Annotated in this window: 13 protein-coding genes; 3 read left to right on the top strand and 10 right to left on the bottom strand. The window is 50.1% G+C overall.

Translation table 11 applies throughout. The features are described from left to right. Positions 1–84: 84 nt before the first annotated feature. Both iscR and trmJ read right to left on the bottom strand, forming a co-directional pair. On the bottom strand, positions 85–582 hold the full coding sequence (iscR, locus tag EB241_RS02080) for a Fe-S cluster assembly transcriptional regulator IscR (protein WP_124231554.1): 498 nt from the start codon (positions 580–582) through the stop codon (positions 85–87). Between the two features lie 167 nt (positions 583–749). After that, the gene (gene trmJ, locus EB241_RS02085) at positions 750–1,478 is read right to left on the bottom strand and encodes a tRNA (cytosine(32)/uridine(32)-2'-O)-methyltransferase TrmJ (RefSeq protein ID WP_124231555.1); all 729 of its coding nucleotides are present in this window, start codon (positions 1,476–1,478) and stop codon (positions 750–752) included. A 118-nt stretch (positions 1,479–1,596) separates the two neighbouring features. Between trmJ and suhB the strand changes: the two genes are divergently transcribed. After that, on the top strand, positions 1,597–2,400 hold the full coding sequence (suhB, locus tag EB241_RS02095) for an inositol-1-monophosphatase (protein ID WP_124231557.1): 804 nt from the start codon (positions 1,597–1,599) through the stop codon (positions 2,398–2,400). 53 nt (positions 2,401–2,453) lie between these two features. On the opposite strand, the gene EB241_RS02100 is transcribed toward suhB, so the two are convergent. After that, positions 2,454–3,461: a nickel/cobalt transporter gene (locus EB241_RS02100; protein ID WP_124231558.1), complete on the bottom strand. Its 1,008-nt coding sequence runs from the start codon at positions 3,459–3,461 to the stop codon at positions 2,454–2,456. Continuing rightward, a complete protein-coding gene (locus EB241_RS02105; protein WP_124231673.1) occupies positions 3,452–4,084 on the bottom strand; it encodes a DUF1007 family protein in 633 nt (210 codons plus the stop codon). The genes EB241_RS02100 and EB241_RS02105 overlap by 10 nt, the downstream gene beginning before the upstream one ends. A 154-nt stretch (positions 4,085–4,238) precedes the next feature. Between EB241_RS02105 and csiE the strand changes: the two genes are divergently transcribed. Beyond that, positions 4,239–5,507, top strand: a complete 1,269-nt coding sequence (csiE, locus tag EB241_RS02110; protein WP_124231559.1) for a stationary phase inducible protein CsiE — start codon at positions 4,239–4,241, stop codon at positions 5,505–5,507. A gap of 69 nt (positions 5,508–5,576) precedes the next feature. On the opposite strand, the gene glyA is transcribed toward csiE, so the two are convergent. Then, positions 5,577–6,830: a serine hydroxymethyltransferase gene (gene glyA, locus EB241_RS02115; RefSeq protein ID WP_124231560.1), complete on the bottom strand. Its 1,254-nt coding sequence runs from the start codon at positions 6,828–6,830 to the stop codon at positions 5,577–5,579. 322 nt (positions 6,831–7,152) lie between these two features. Here glyA and hmpA point away from each other — a divergent pair, with 322 nt between their 5' ends. Continuing rightward, positions 7,153–8,331, top strand: coding sequence for an NO-inducible flavohemoprotein (gene hmpA, locus EB241_RS02120; protein WP_124231561.1), 1,179 nt, complete (start codon positions 7,153–7,155; stop codon positions 8,329–8,331). 64 nt (positions 8,332–8,395) lie between these two features. Here hmpA and glnB read toward each other — a convergent pair whose 3' ends face one another. The 5 genes from glnB to EB241_RS21025 all read right to left on the bottom strand — a co-directional run. Beyond that, positions 8,396–8,734 carry a nitrogen regulatory protein P-II gene (glnB, locus tag EB241_RS02125; RefSeq protein WP_124231562.1) on the bottom strand — a complete coding sequence of 113 codons (339 nt, stop codon included), beginning with the start codon at positions 8,732–8,734 and terminating at the stop codon, positions 8,396–8,398. A 140-nt stretch (positions 8,735–8,874) separates the two neighbouring features. After that, positions 8,875–10,209, bottom strand: coding sequence for a two-component system response regulator GlrR (glrR, locus tag EB241_RS02130; RefSeq protein ID WP_124231563.1), 1,335 nt, complete (start codon positions 10,207–10,209; stop codon positions 8,875–8,877). Next, positions 10,206–10,943 carry a two-component system QseEF-associated lipoprotein QseG gene (gene qseG / locus EB241_RS02135; RefSeq protein ID WP_124231564.1) on the bottom strand — a complete coding sequence of 246 codons (738 nt, stop codon included), beginning with the start codon at positions 10,941–10,943 and terminating at the stop codon, positions 10,206–10,208. The genes glrR and qseG overlap by 4 nt, the downstream gene beginning before the upstream one ends. A gap of 2 nt (positions 10,944–10,945) precedes the next feature. Next, the gene (locus EB241_RS02140; RefSeq protein WP_124231565.1) at positions 10,946–12,376 is read right to left on the bottom strand and encodes a sensor histidine kinase; all 1,431 of its coding nucleotides are present in this window, start codon (positions 12,374–12,376) and stop codon (positions 10,946–10,948) included. Positions 12,377–13,072: 696 nt separating this feature from the next. Then, positions 13,073–15,762 (bottom strand): hypothetical protein (locus EB241_RS21025; RefSeq protein ID WP_199737287.1); only part of this gene is annotated, 2,690 nt, incomplete at its 5' end.

A 15,762-nucleotide genomic window follows, 5' to 3' on the forward strand; every position in this document is an offset into this window, starting at 1 on the left:
ATTAACGTCATTCAATGCTGTCTGGCACTCCCGCTATCCATTATCCGCCCGTGCGATGGATAACGGGATTTACCGTAGCCTTAATCAGGCGCGCAGATTGACGTTAATGGTTTCGTGCATACGGCCAGCAGGCACGCGTGCTTTTTCAATATTGTTCTGACGATCTGCCACATCCAGGATCTCCTGATTGTTAACCAGCTCCGCCAGCGTAATGTTATTAAGGAAGTCGCTGATCCGCTCGCTGAGGTCACGCCACAGAACATGCGTCAGACAGCGTTCGCCACCCTGGCACCCCTCTTTACCCTGACATTTGGTCGCATCAACAGATTCGTCAACGGCAGTAATTACCGCACCAACCGCGATCTCACTCGACGCTTTGCCCAGCAAATATCCGCCACCCGGACCACGAACGCTGGCCACAAGGCCGTTTTTACGCAGGCGTGAAAAGAGCTGTTCCAGATAAGACAAGGAGATACCCTGACGTTCAGAAATATCAGCTAAAGGCACCGGCCCTTCATGGGAGTGAAGAGCAACGTCGAGCATAGCGGTAACGGCATAGCGGCCTTTGGATGTCAGTCTCATGGCGTAAGCAACCTCAGTTTTGCCCGATTACGGGCGTGAACAAAAAGATGGACGCAAGTCTGACATTCCCGAGTGAATTGGTCAACTATTTAACCTGGTAATTTACTCAACTATTTAACCTGGTAATCTGCTCAACTACTTTTTACCTGACGGCGGACCGGTTCCGCTTATCTGTCGCCCTTCGGTTTTTCCAGCGAGGAAAGCATGCCACGCAGGATATTCAGCTCGTCTCTCTCCGGGCGGGCGCGGGTGTACAGGCGGCGCATTTTACTCATCACCTGCCCGGGGCTACCTTCGCGGATAAAACCACTGTGAGTCATCATCTGCTCCAGATGCTGATAGAAGCGCTCCAGATCATCCACCAGCGGATACGGTGAAGTTTCATACTCTGGCCGTGCCGTTTCCGGCAGCGCCAGAAACGCCATTCGCACTTCATAAGCGATAATCTGTACCGCCATCGCCAGATTCAGTGAACTGTATTCAGGATTGGCGGCTATCGCGAGGTGATAGTGACATTTTTGCAGTTCTTCATTGGTCAGACCAACACGCTCACGACCAAACACCAGTGCCACCGGTGCCTGCTGCGCTTCGTGCACGCTTTTCACGCCACATTCACGCGGATCAAGCATCGGCCAGGGCAGTGAGCGGGAACGGGCGCTGGTGCCAATTACCAGACTACAGCCCGCCAGCGCGTCGTCAAGGGTATCAACAATGCGGGCTTCGCCAATCACATCGCTGGCTCCGGCCGCCAGCGCGATGGCCTGGGAATCAGGCTTAACCAGTGGATTAACCAGCCAGAGATTGCTCAGGCCCATTGTTTTCATCGCACGCGCGACGGAGCCCATATTGCCGGTGTGAGACGTTTCCACCAGCACGATTCGGATGTTTTGCAGCATAGGAATTCAGATCCGTGAGATAATTTTTCGATGCTAACATATTTTCAGGACATTTGCCGTTCCCCCTGTTATAATCCGCGCCGTTTTCCCGTTCTTTAACATCCAGTGAGAGAGACCGATGCATCCGATGCTCAACATCGCCGTGCGCGCTGCGCGCAAGGCCGGAAATTTAATTGCCAAAAATTACGAAACCCCGGACGCGGTTGAAGCCAGCCAGAAAGGCAGCAACGACTTCGTTACCAATGTTGATCGCGACGCTGAACGCCTTATTATTGAGGTGATCCGCAAGTCTTACCCGAAACACACCATTATTTCTGAAGAGTGTGGTGAATTAGCCGGTGAAGACCAGGATGTACAATGGGTTATCGATCCACTGGATGGCACGTCAAACTTTATCAAGCGTCTCCCTCACTTCTCCGTTTCAATCGCCGTGCGTATCAAAGGTCGCACTGAAGTTGCCGTGGTTTATGATCCGATGCGCAATGAGCTGTTCAGCGCGGCACGTGGCCAGGGCGCTCAACTTAACGGCTATCGTTTACGTGGCAGCAGCGCCCGCGATCTGGACGGCACTATTCTGGCCACCGGTTTCCCGTTTAAAATGAAGCAGCACGCCACGCCCTATATCAACATCATTGGCAAACTGTTCACGCAGTGTGCGGATTTCCGCCGCAGTGGTTCGGCGGCGCTGGATCTGGCTTATGTTGCCGCGGGTCGCGTGGACGGTTATTTTGAAATCGGTCTGAAACCGTGGGATTTCGCAGCCGGTGAACTACTGGTACGTGAAGCAGGTGGTCTGGTTACTGACTTTGTTGGCGCACATGGCTATATGACTTCCGGCAACATTATTGCCGGTAATCCCCGCGTGGTGAAAACGATGCTGGCGTCCATGCGCGATGAGCTGAGCGAAGCGCTGAAGCGCTGAAGCGCCGCTGCAACAGCGTCCGCGCGATTAAACGCGCGGGTGCTGGACCTGCGTTAATGCAAAAACACAGGCCTGATACCGCCGGACATCGCCGGTTGAGCAGTGAGCCACAGCATGGTTCCCAACGCCATCAGCGCTATCCCTCCCGCCAGAGACAGGCACGCCCAACCCACTTTTTGCCAGCGTGCAGCGGGTACATTCCGACTCAACGTCACGGCCAGTGAACGCCAAACCTGCACCAGCAAAGCCATTGCCGATACCGTCATTGCCGTACCCACCGCCATCACCAGTGCGGAAAGCACTCCCCACGTATAGACGCCAATCACTTTCGAAAACAGTAGCATCATAATCGCGCCAGAACAGGGCCTTAAGCCCATCGACAGCACGACCATAATTTTGGTTTTGCCGCTCACGGCCCTGTCGAGCATCTCGCGGTCCGGGACGTGATGATGTCCACAACCACACTCAGCGCCGTGCTGATTACCAGCCGAAACTATCCTGTGGATGGTCAGTGGTTGCGGCGATCGCCATGTGCGCCAAATTTTGCTTACTGCCCGCCAGCACAGCCAGCCTCCCAAACCGACGACCAGCAGATAACTTCCTTTCTCCAGCCAGAAACTGCTCAGATGCAGCTGACGGGACGAAAGACCCAGTATCCCCAGCATTACCGTAACCAACGCAATGGCCACGCCGCCCTGCACCACGGCAGCCGCGAGGGTCAGTTGCAGACTGGTTTTAACTCTGGTTGGGTGCGTTGCCAGAAAAGTGGCGATCACCACTTTGCCGTGGCCCGGTCCCAGCGCATGAAGCACACCATAAATCAGGCTGAAGCCCATTAATGTCACTCCCGCCTGATGGGGATGCGTGGCAACCTGTTGCAACAGTATGGTCATTTGCTGATTCAGCGATCTCTGCCAGAACGTGCTTTGCAGCAGGATCTGTGGCCAGTAAAACCATAACGCCAGACCAGCCGCCAACAGCAAAGCTAACAACACCATCAGAGGCCATGCCTGCCACCAGCCCACCGGTTTTAATTTTTTATGCAACACAGTCAGTGACATGAAAACGTTACCGTTTGAGCAAATTGCCGCCCCAGATCCATCTCTGCCGGTGGTGCGTCAGCTTTATCCAAAGAGAGTGCATACGCTTTCATGGATTCATTGGCTTTGGGCGTGTGCAGGGTAAATTTACATCGGGACGCCAGTTCCGGCGGCAAATGAAGTGATTTTTCAGAATCGTAATACATATCAACAAAATAAGTTGGATCAAAGGTAGAAAACGTATAGCGCTGGCCGGACAGCGGCTGCGGTTCACCCAGCGGTAAAATAAACTCCAGCACGGCTTTATGTCCCTCTCTGAACAGTTGGTATTCCGGCGGCAGGTTGTAAAACTTCACGGCTTTACCATCATGCCAGAATTCACTGAAATAGTGCTGCCCCAACACGTTAGCCATCACTTCTGCCGCCAGTTTTTTCCACACTGGCGATCCCGGCTTTGCCTTACCCGCATCGTAGAGCAGATCGGCCGAGGTAATTTCATCCATTACCCAGTGCATTTTCAGTCCGGTAAGCTGGTTATCTTTCTGGACCGGTGTCACCTGCATGGCAATAAAGCTGTGAGGATGACTCCACGTTAATGGCGCTATTGTCAGCAGCAGGACGCCGATCACCAACCGGAAAAACATGTTATAACATAACAAATCTTATTCCTTCCTGTTATCTGGAAAAAAATTCTGTGACCTGTCTTAAAAGACGCGAATAAATACCACCAACACAAAATCATAACGTCGCAGTCGGGCTATTCTTAGCGATGTTTCTCTTTGACCTGGATTGCAGACGATGAGTTTATCCGTACCCGATCCTTCTGCCTTTTCCAGTCCACAACGTCAGAGCCATCTGCTGTTACTGCTTTATCTGCCGCAAACCACTGTCACCCTGGCATCGCTGAGTGAGCTCAACCGGGTGGATCAGTCAGTTACCCGGCAAGATATAGCGGAGGTGGCAACAGAAATCCAGCGCTATCACCGGCTTGTCCTTAACGAGGATACCCGGGGTAACTACCGGATTGACGGAGCGGAACTGGATCAACGTCTTTGCCTGCTGCACTGGTTGCGACGAGCCTTGCGTGTCACCCCAGATTTTGTTCAGCACCATTTTGCACCGGCCGTTAAACAGCAACTGAACGCGCTGGGGATCGGCAAAGCCCTTTACGATGAGCATAATCTGCAGGCACTGGTGCACTATTGTGCTAACCAGCTGTCACGGGATTTCAGCGAGCGCGATCGCCAGTTTCTTCCGCTTTTTATGCAGCATTCGCTGGGCCGCCGCGCGCATATTGAATTCAGTAACGCTCAACTCTACTGGCTGTCGGCACGGCCTGAGCATCAGGTTGCTCTGAAAGTGGTTCGCCACTGGCAAAAGCGCTGCAAAGTCGCACCTGATGACAGCGAAGTGATGTTATTCGCGTTGGTGTTCAGCCAGCTCTGCACACCAGTGGCAGACAATATCTGCCATGAGCATGAACGCCGGTTGCTCTCTGCCGTACGTCAGATGATCGCAGATTTCCAGAAACTGTCGGCAATGCGTTTCAGTGATGAACAGGGGCTGTGCGCTCAGCTCTATACACACCTCAGCCAGGCAATGGAGCGTAGCCTGTTCGCTATTGGCATTGATAACGGTCTGACTGAAGAAGTGGTCAGGCTCTATCCCCGCCTGCTGCGTACTGCCCGGCAGACAGTAGCGGACATTGAGCAACTGTATAAGTTACATTTCACACTGGAAGAAGTGGCGCTGATTGCCATTATTTTCGGCGCGTGGCTGATGCAGGAAAATGCACTTCAGGAAAAACAGGTATTGCTGTTGACCGGGAAAGATCGCCAGCTGGAAATTGACGTTGAACAACAGCTGCGGGAACTGACCTTACTGCCACTGAATATAAAATATCTTGATGTGGAGGCATATCAGCGCGACAGTGCACCGGGAGGGATAGCGCTGGTGATCTCACCCTACGCCACGTCTTTACCGCTTTATTCGCCACCGCTGATCCACGCTGAACTTCCCCTGCAAAGCCATCATCAGGAGCGTATCAGGATGTTACTGGAATCATGATGTGCATACGACGACAAACACGATCTAAAAGCGGGACGCCATGTCCCGCTGATTGTTAACCTGGCGTGCTTATGCATAAACCGGGAAGCGTTCGCAGATCTCAAGCACCTGCTTCTTAACGCGTTCCTGAACACCCTGATCGTTGATATTGTCGAGAATATCGCTCATCCAGCCCGCCAGCTGACGCACTTCCGCTTCCTGGAAGCCACGGCGAGTGACGGATGGTGAACCAATACGGATACCGGAAGTGACAAACGGGCTTTTCGGATCGTTTGGCACGCTGTTTTTGTTAACGGTGATGTTGGCACGACCCAGTGCGGCATCAGCTTCTTTACCGGTCAGATTTTTGTCAACCAGATCCAGCAGGAACAAATGGTTGTGGGTGCCGCCGGAAACCACGTTGTAGCCGCGCGAGAGAAAAACGTCCACCATCGCTTTGGCATTTTTTACCACCTGCTGCTGGTAAATCCTGAACTCCGGTTCCATGGCTTCTTTCAACGCCACCGCTTTACCCGCAATCACATGCATCAGCGGGCCCCCCTGGCCACCGGGGAATACTGCCGAGTTCAGTTTCTTGTAAAAATCTTCATCACCGCCTTTCGCCAGAATCAGCCCACCGCGGGGTCCAGCCAGCGTCTTGTGCGTGGTGGTGGTAACAATGTGCGCATGAGGAATCGGATTAGGGTAGACGTCCGCAGCAACCAGACCGGCAACGTGTGCCATGTCAACAAACAGATAAGCACCGATGCTGTCAGCTATTTCACGCATTTTTGCCCAGTCACAGACACCGGAATAGGCGGAGAAGCCACCGATGATCATCTTAGGCTTATGCTTTTGTGCCTGTGCCGCCAGATCGTCGTAATCAATTTTGCCTTTTTCATCAATGCCATAAGGCACCACGTTGTACAGCTTGCCCGAAAAGTTAACCGGCGAACCATGCGTCAGGTGGCCACCGTGTGCCAGATTCATGCCCAGGATAGTGTCGCCCGGTTGCAGCAGCGCGGTAAAGACCGCGAAGTTCGCCTGAGAACCAGAGTGTGGCTGCACGTTGGCATAGTCAGCGCCAAACAGCGCTTTCGCACGATCGATAGCCAACTGTTCGACAATATCCACATATTCACAGCCACCGTAGTAGCGCTTACCCGGATAGCCTTCGGCATATTTGTTGGTCAGCTGAGATCCCTGCGCCTGCATCACTCGCGGACTGGTGTAGTTTTCAGAAGCAATCAGTTCAATATGCTCTTCCTGACGCACGTTTTCCTGCTCCATTGCCTGCCACAATTCGGCATCATAATCGGCAATATTCATATCACGCTTTAACATCCGCTTCTCCTGACTCAGCTAACTGGTATTCGGCATTGAACGGCCCTTTGGGGCGAAGGAAGACAGTGTAAACTGTTTTGCCTGCCGACTGCCAGCCGAAACCATGCTTTTTAGGCAAACGATTGGCTCCAGCGCTGACAAGCCTTTACCCCCTTTTTGTCTCCATCAGGACTTCACAATATTTGATCATCATTAACATGCAAAATTTTCATCCACATCCGCATGTTAAAAACCCTGTGGTTCAGATGTGTATTTACAATACCCTCTCAGCCCCTATAAGATTCATTTAAAATACATGTTATATAACGCAAGGAGCAGCGCCATGTTAGATCCCCAAACTATTGCTACCATCAAAAGCACCATTCCTGCTTTGCTCGCTACCGGCCCCAGTCTTACCGCGCATTTTTATGACCGCATGTTTGCTCACAACCCAGAGCTGAAAAACATTTTCAATATGAGCAACCAGCGTAACGGCCACCAGCGCGAAGCGCTTTTTAATGCTATTTGCGCTTATGCCACTCATATTGAAAACCTGCCCGTTATTCTGCCAGCCATCGAGAAAATTGCCCAAAAGCACACCAGCTTTGCCATCCAGGCGGATCAATATCAGATTGTTGGTAAGCATTTGCTTGCAACAATTGATGAGGACCTCAGTCCCGGAGCGGAAGTCCTTACCGCATGGGCTAAAGCTTACGGGCTGCTGGCTGGCGTATTTATTGAGCGGGAAGAGGAAATCTATCGTGAAAATCAGAGCAAACCCGGTGGCTGGAGAGGTCTGCGACACTTCCACATCAGCAGGATCGACGTGCAAAGTGAAACGATCAAAAGTTTTATTCTGACACCCACCGATGGGCTGGCCGTTGCAGATTATCGCGCGGGCCAGTACCTGGGAGTCTGGCTACGCAGGGGATGCGATCAGCAAATCCGTCAATATTCCCTGACCCAGGCACCCAATGGCCGGGATTATCGTATTGCGGTGCGCCATGAGTCAGGTGGAAAAGTTTCAGGCTGGTTGCATCAGCAGGCAAAAACCGGTGATGAGTTGCATCTTACCCCACCGGCAGGAGACTTTTTCCTCAACGTAAACAGCGACACCCCCGTGACGCTAATTTCGGCAGGGGCCGGACAGGCTCCCATGTTGTCGATGCTGGATGTACTCGCGCGTGAAAAGCATCCGGCGCAGGTGCGCTGGTTTCACGCTGCGGATAACGCCAGACGCCACGCGTTTCGCGACGAAGTGCTGGAAAAAGGCGCCACGCTGGCTAAGTTTTCATCGCATTTGTGTTATAAAGCGCCATCAGCGCTGGACAAAGGCCACTACGACAGTGCAGGCCTGATGGATCTGTTGCCACTCAGGCATGAACTTAGCGAACCCGGTATGCATTTTTATCTCTGTGGTCCGGTAGGTTTTATGCAACATGTGGTACAGCAGCTACAGAGGGTTGGGATCGGCATGCCATGCATCCATTATGAAATTTTTGGCCCACACACCGTGATTTGACCCATAATAAAGGGCGGCATCCCAAAGACAGCCGCCCTTTTCTTTTCCCGTTACACACCCAGGATTAAATTGCTTCTTCGTCTTCTTCGCCGGTGCGGATACGTACCACTCGCGCCACATCAAAGACGAAGATTTTACCGTCACCAATTTTACCCGTCTGGGCTGTACGAATAATCGTGTCCACACAGGTATCGACAATATCATCAGCAATAACCAGTTCTATCTTCACCTTCGGCAGAAAATCGACCATATATTCTGCACCACGATACAGCTCTGTATGCCCCTTCTGGCGGCCGAATCCTTTTACTTCGGTGACGGTCATCCCGGTGATCCCGACCTCCGCCAGCGCTTCACGCACATCATCGAGTTTGAACGGTTTGATAATTGCATCAATCTTTTTCATGGCATACCCTTTTTACCCCTCCCGCAGCCGGAAGGTAATTTTGACAGTATAAATGCAGAGAAACGGTCCCGCAGCGCGGTTTATCTTATTTTTCAGGACGCTGAAACTGGCATACATCATTGGCCTGGCGGCATGAAAAACTACCCTTTAAAATCAGACGCATCCAGTTCATGACGCGACAACAGCTTGTAAAATTCAGTGCGGTTACGTCCGGCAAGTCGTGCGGCATGTGTGACGTTGCCTTTGGTCATCTGCAACAGCTTGCGTAAGTAATTCAGCTCAAACTGATTTCTGGCCTCGGCAAAAGTAGGCAGCGCGGTATTTTCACCCGCCAGCGCCTGCTCAACTAACGCTTCACCAATCACTGCCGCAGAAGAGAGCGCCACACACTGCTCGATAACATTGACCAGCTGCCGTACATTACCCGGCCAGCTTGCCGCCACCAGCCGTTTCATCGCCTCGGTGGAAAAGCTGCGCACAAACGGCTTGTGTCGTTCTGCTGACTGTTTTAACAGATAGTTTGCCAGTAGCGGAATATCTTCTGCTCGCTCGTGCAGCGCCGGGATCTTCAGGTTGACCACATTAAGACGATAGAACAAATCTTCACGAAACTCTTTCTTCTCCATCGCTTTGGGCAGATCGCGGTGGGTGGCCGAGATAATACGCACATTGATATCCAGATCGCGGTTGCTGCCCAGCGGACGAACCTTACGTTCCTGTAGCACACGCAGCAGCTTCACCTGAAGCGCGGGTGGCATATCGCCAATTTCATCAAGAAACAGCGTTCCACCTTCCGCCGCCTGAAACAGCCCTTCGCGGCTGCTGACCGCACCGGTAAAGGCGCCTTTCGCATGGCCAAAAAGTTCAGACTCCAGTAGCTGTTCCGGCAGCGCGCCACAATTGATGGCAATAAAGGTATTGCCTGCTCGCGGACTGGCGGCGTGGATGGCCTGAGCAAGGATCTCTTTTCCGGTACCGCTCTGGCCATTAATCAGCACGCTGACATCTGACTGGGCAACCATCCTGGCCTGTTCCAACATGCGTAACATTTGCGGACTACGGGTAACGATATTTTCACGCCACGCGTCATCACTGGCGGGTGCCCGTTGCGCCAGTGCCTGATCGATAGCGCCGTAAAGCGCATCACGATCCACCGGCTTGGTCAGGAAGCTGAACACCCCCTGCTGCGTTGCCGATACTGCTTCAGGAATCGACCCGTGGGCGGTCAGGATAATCACCGGCATACCGGGCTGGATTTTCTGGATCTCACTGAACAATGCCAGACCGTCCATTTCATCCATGCGCAGATCGCTTATCACCAGATCGACAGTCTCACGCGGCAGGATGCGCAATGCTTCCGGCCCACTTTCTGCGGTAAGTACACGAAAACCCTCGCTGCTCAGACGCATCCCCAGTAACTTGAGCAGGCTGGGATCGTCGTCGACCAACAGCAGCGTGGCCGATTTTTTTATCATGGCTGACGGGTATCCTTTGTGGTGCCTGGTGGTAAAGCACTGTCTGCCCCGTCGCTTTTCTCACTGTGGCCGTTATCAGCGCCATCAGGAGAACGGCGTGACGAAAGCTGACGTTCAATATCGGTCAGCCTTTCCAGTTTACGGCGGGTTAGCGTCAGTTCTTTACCCAGACTGAGCTGCTGCTGTCGCAGCGCATCCAGCTGTGCATCGCTGGCCTGTTGCAGATGAGAATAACGCATCCGTTCTTCGGAAAGCTGTAGTTGCCCCATCTGTTCACCCCACCACAGCTGCATCAGCGGCCGGACAGGCGCGGGATAATACTGGCTGAAAGTATCCAGCCGTTGCAGATATGCACGACGTTCCTGGGGCGTAACGTTGCCATTCGCCAGCAGTACCCCCTGTTTAAAGGCGCTGTGCCAGTCATCCTGCGGCCAGCGTCGCGCCTCTGCACGCGCCTGTGCCGGCGAAAACCTGACAGCACAGTCCATCGCCCGCAGCCAGTAGAGCGGATTTTCATCAATTTTATCATCAACAGCCTGCCAGAGGCGATCGCACGGTACCTGTTGGTAATCGACAACTTTACTCTCTGGCGCAACCAGCATCCCCAGTTTGTCCGCCACGGGAGGGGCAGTGCCGTGACATGCAACCAGAAAGGCGGGAAGCAAAGTAACCACCATAAATTGTCCAACACGATTAATACCCTTCGCGGCGGCAAAAAAGGAGTGTGATGTCATGGTTATTCATTCCCGGCGATAATGGTGTTGAGTTCAATTCTGAAGCAGACATCCGCCCCGTCACTGCTGACCAGTTGAAGATCGCCCTGCAAACGATGTACGCAGTCTCTGGCGATGCTAAGCCCAAGCCCGCTGCCTTTCACGGCACCTTTACGCTGCTGACTTCCCTGAAAAAAAGGTTCAAAAATCATTGCCTGTTCGGCGACCGGCACCGACGTTCCGGTGTTGGCCACGTCGATAACCATCTTGCGGCCCTGCTGTTCACTGCGGATCCAGATGGTACCTGATTCAGCACCGTAATGTATGGCGTTTGAATAAAGATTATCGATGGCACGGGTAAGCAAACCCACCTCTGCCAGACAGACGCTGGCCGACAGCGCAATGTCAGTATGCATCTTTTTCGATCTTGCCGTCAGGTGGTGCGTACTGACGATCCCCTCCACCAGCGGGGCCAGTTGCACAGGCTCCAGCGCGATCTGTGACTCCGACAGTTTACGGTTATAGTCCAGAAGTTGCTCAATGAGCCGTTGCAGGTGGCGACTGCTTTCATCCAGAATGCTCACCACCTCCTGCTGATCGACGGTCAGTGGGCCGGCTATCTCATCAGCCAGCAGGGCGGTTCCTTCACGCATACTTGCCAGTGGGGTTTTTAGCTCATGGGAGATATGACGTAAAAACTCATGACGCTGCGATTCCAGCCAGGCAAGGCGTTCACTGAGCCAGAGGATGCGCTGTCCCAGTGACCGCAGTTCACGGGGTCCTTTAAAAGAGAGGCTGTGGCTCAGTGGCCGTCCTTCTCCCAGACGGTTGATCATCCTTTCAACCGCCTTAACCGGGCCAATGATCATCCGGGTGAACAATAAAACCAGCCCAAGGCTGAGCAGAAAGAGTATCAGGGCCTGCCAGCCAAAATACTGACCACGTTCAGCGATTTCACGCTGTAACTGAAGCCCTCGGGAAAAAACCACCTCGCGCGTGGACTCTACCAGCTGAGTATTTGCGGCAGAAAATGTTTCCAGCGTGTCAGAAGCCGCTTTAACCGGATTGTTGTTGTCACAGGTCATTTTATTCAACTGCATTAGTGACTGACGCAATGAATCATAAATATGGGAGTCCGGTAGCACTGAAGCCTGGGCATCCAGCAACTGGGAATATTTGTTGCGCTGAGTCTGATAAAGGCTGGCCAGCATGGGGTCATCAAGCACGCAATACTGACGGTAGCTACGCTCCAGTTCCAGTGCGGTACGGGCCATCACCTCACTGCGACGAACGTGAGTCAGGGTCGTCCGGTTGGTATCGGCCGCGCGATCGCTCAACGCCGACAGGCTTTCCCACGCCTGCCAGGCCAACACCAGCAGCGGCAATAACACCAGCAGAAACGCCATCAGCACCAGCTGACGCAGGGAACGGGGGAAGATACGCCATGTTTTCAATCAACACTCTCCTCAACACTCTTTCGTCATGCTAACGGAGTACATCCTGGGAAGAAAGTGCTGGCGTTAAAACGAAAAATGGCAGATTCGCGGAGTCTGCCATTCTGCTGTAACGAGACAAATCATTACAGTAAATGAGGTGGTGCCTGGCTCAACGTTACGTCCGATGCTTGATAAAGCCACTGAAGGTCTGTTATCGGTTTTTTTGGACGGCAGGCACCGTTTTGTGCGTCATTCGGGTTATTAAGAAGCGCTTGACCGCTTTCGCAGGGCTGTCTTAACCAGGTGAATGAGCCACTGCGCTAATTCTAGCAACAGTCGTGCCACACGTGAAGATTATTTTTATTTATTTGATTTAATTGATAAAAATAATATAACAGGATCAAACTGAGAAATTATTTTCACCAGGCCGTCAAATAAGACCGTCGCCGACATGCAACAGTCTTAACATGAACTTCAGAAAGAATTAAAAAATCAACAAATTAGATGTCTCCTTTAGGAGACGCATAAATTCTATCGTGTCGCTGGTTTAAAAAAGAAACATGGGTCAGCATATGAAACAGCAAAAATAAAACGGCAATATACCTCGAAAAAATAGTTCCATCGCCAGAAAGGTCGTTTGGTTCTGATAAAAATAGCGAAGCACCAACAGGATCTGAAGGTACTTCGCAGATTATAAAATATTATGCAGAAAATTTACGTATTTTCGTACAAAATGCTGGCATTGAGCTGTGCGTATGTGCTCTCAGTCAAAGACAATATGTCTAAGCAGCGCTCAGCAAAATCATAAGGAGTGTCAGGTAATTGCGACGTTTGAATGAGGCTCAGTGTATTTCCCAGGTCCGCATCATATTCAGGTTGTAACTTAATGAATTCCTCTACTGAAAGCTGATGCAACACAAACCTGGCAACATTGGTGAGTATCGTTTCAAACGGCATATCTGAGCGAGCGAAACGCCTCCGTGTCAAATATCCATACATGGTACCCAACGTGTTCATCAGTCGATAATTTCTCCTGCACTGGGCTTTAATACTCTCCCTGTCAGTTGCAAGTAGTGCTGGTTCGTAAGTCGTCGCAGCCACACGCCAGCTGGAGGGATTATCTCTACCACTGACACTGAACCTGTAAGGATAGGCTACAACTCTTTTATCAAGCAATGCTGCCAATGCTTTCCCCATTGAAGGCAGCCCCATAGCGCCAAAACAAGATTCAAGATTAATCGTCCTGATATTACGGATATCTATCCCTTTACTTATCAGTAAACCACGTATTACATCCGCCAGTTCAAATGGATTCAACATATTAACGTTTCCAGGCGCGCCATGAGCTCTGACAGTCAATTCCCCGGAGTGAGCTGAAAAATAGAAACTGGCATCTTTTCCTAAAAGCGATCCCAGACGTAATTTCGTTCTGCTAATATCACTCTCTATAAAAATATATTGTTCTGGTAAAAATAACTCTGCCAATTTCTCCGCGGAAAGGACATCATGATTTTTAGACGATGACATTACTCTACCTCTATTATCCGAAAGAAACTCCCCGTCACCCAGACTTAATGCCATACTTACGACCCCCCCCGATTTATTTTGAATGATAATTAAATTACCAGCCTCAACGTTCTTAAATTCAGCAGGAGTGACATATCTTAGTGTATCAGTGAAAGAAGAAACAGATAAATTCGCAGACTTCCCTGAAAGAATAATACTCGCTTTTTGAAAAAAAGCCTCGGCTTGCTCGTGTGATAGTTCACCAGAATTTCTTAACACAGTGGAAATTTTCCTCGAAATATCAAGACCAATTCCACTTTCGGCTAATTTATCAGCATTTTCTTTGAGCGTAAAAAGATATGAGTGCTGGCTATTTTCAGGATATCCACAATAGAGTTGAAATTTATTTTTTGGGTTATGGAAAGGTGTTAATAAATTATTTTTCATTTCACCCAACTGCTCCGCAGTAAAGAAACGCGGTTCACTATTCACATCACCCGTTAAGATAGAGTTCTTCACCCCAACAAATCGCCCATTGCCTAATGAAACCAAATAATGAGCAACGTGTCCATCCTGTCCCTCCTGCCCATCAGAAATAAAAGACAATACCTCTCCTTTTTGTACCTTTAATAATTGCTCAGTACTAATTATTCTCCGGGGCTGGTGTAATATCATTTCAATATTTAAAATGGGAACGTCAATATTTGTGGCAAATTTTATCGCTTCATCGGAAGAAAGAATACCTGATTTTTTTAATACTTTCGCGATGAATACCCCGACACGCTGTTCATTGCTGCTTCTCAGAGAGTAGTATCTTGCCGCATCATTTACCCGGTTTATTTCATAATTTTCATATCCTGTCTGATAAAAACTCATAAAATCGCTATAGGATCTTTCAGCACTATCTTGCTCCATCAGAACATTATCTCTTTCCGGAGCATTTAAACTCTCGTCCTCATACTTCCAGATCTCACTTTCCCTGTCATAATATACTGCTGATTTTCCTATGCCATCTACATAAACCTTATCATTCTTCTCATAGAGAGTTTTCTTCTTACCATATATTATTATATCTAACTCTCCGTGTTTAATTTCTATATCTTTTGGAATTAAATTTCCTATTATTTTTTCTTTCTTCAATTCTATTTTAAGCGATTCAAGCTGCGCCTTTACGACCAGGTTGCATAAATTGACAAGTTGTGAATTCGCCTCCTTAAGTAAATCAAGATTTGCTGGCTTACGGTCAATATCGTCAGCTAATATTATCAGCATGGGCCCTACAACACCCTGAACTATATTTAATGGTAGAGCTGAGGGAATTAATGACGATATCGAAGAAATAACTTTATCATATTTTATTAATTCTTCAGAAAGTATGTTCTGATCTTTTACCGTAGGGCAACCCTTTTGAAGGGTAATATGGTTATGAATTATTTGACTTTCTCTTCCCAAAACCGTTATCGGATTCATTAATGACCTTCCTATCTGCCGTAAAATCTCCGACACAGAAGGTTTTTCACGGGTAACAATACAAGGATAGATATGTTCAACAGAAACAGGAAAACCTTTTTCAGAAATAATAACCTCTTTCTCCCCAGAGGCTATCTGATAGATGGTTACTGTGGTAGAAATGTCAGATGCTTGATGAGGGTTGTCATCTGTTTCGACTTTTATCTTCTCTGCAACGTAATAACTACTGTAAGGAACAGGAGAAAGTTGTTCGCTTACTGCAGTTTGCTCAACTTTAGCTTCCGCCTTAGCTTTAGCTTCTGCATTAGCTTTAGCTTCTGCATTAGCTTTAGCTTCTGCATTAGCTTTAGCTTCTGCATTAGCTTTAGCTTCTGCATTAGCTTTAGCTTCTGCATTAGCTTTAGCTTCTGCATTAGCTTTAGCTTCTG

This window comes from Erwinia psidii, assembly GCF_003846135.1.
GTDB lineage: Bacteria > Pseudomonadota > Gammaproteobacteria > Enterobacterales > Enterobacteriaceae > Erwinia > Erwinia psidii.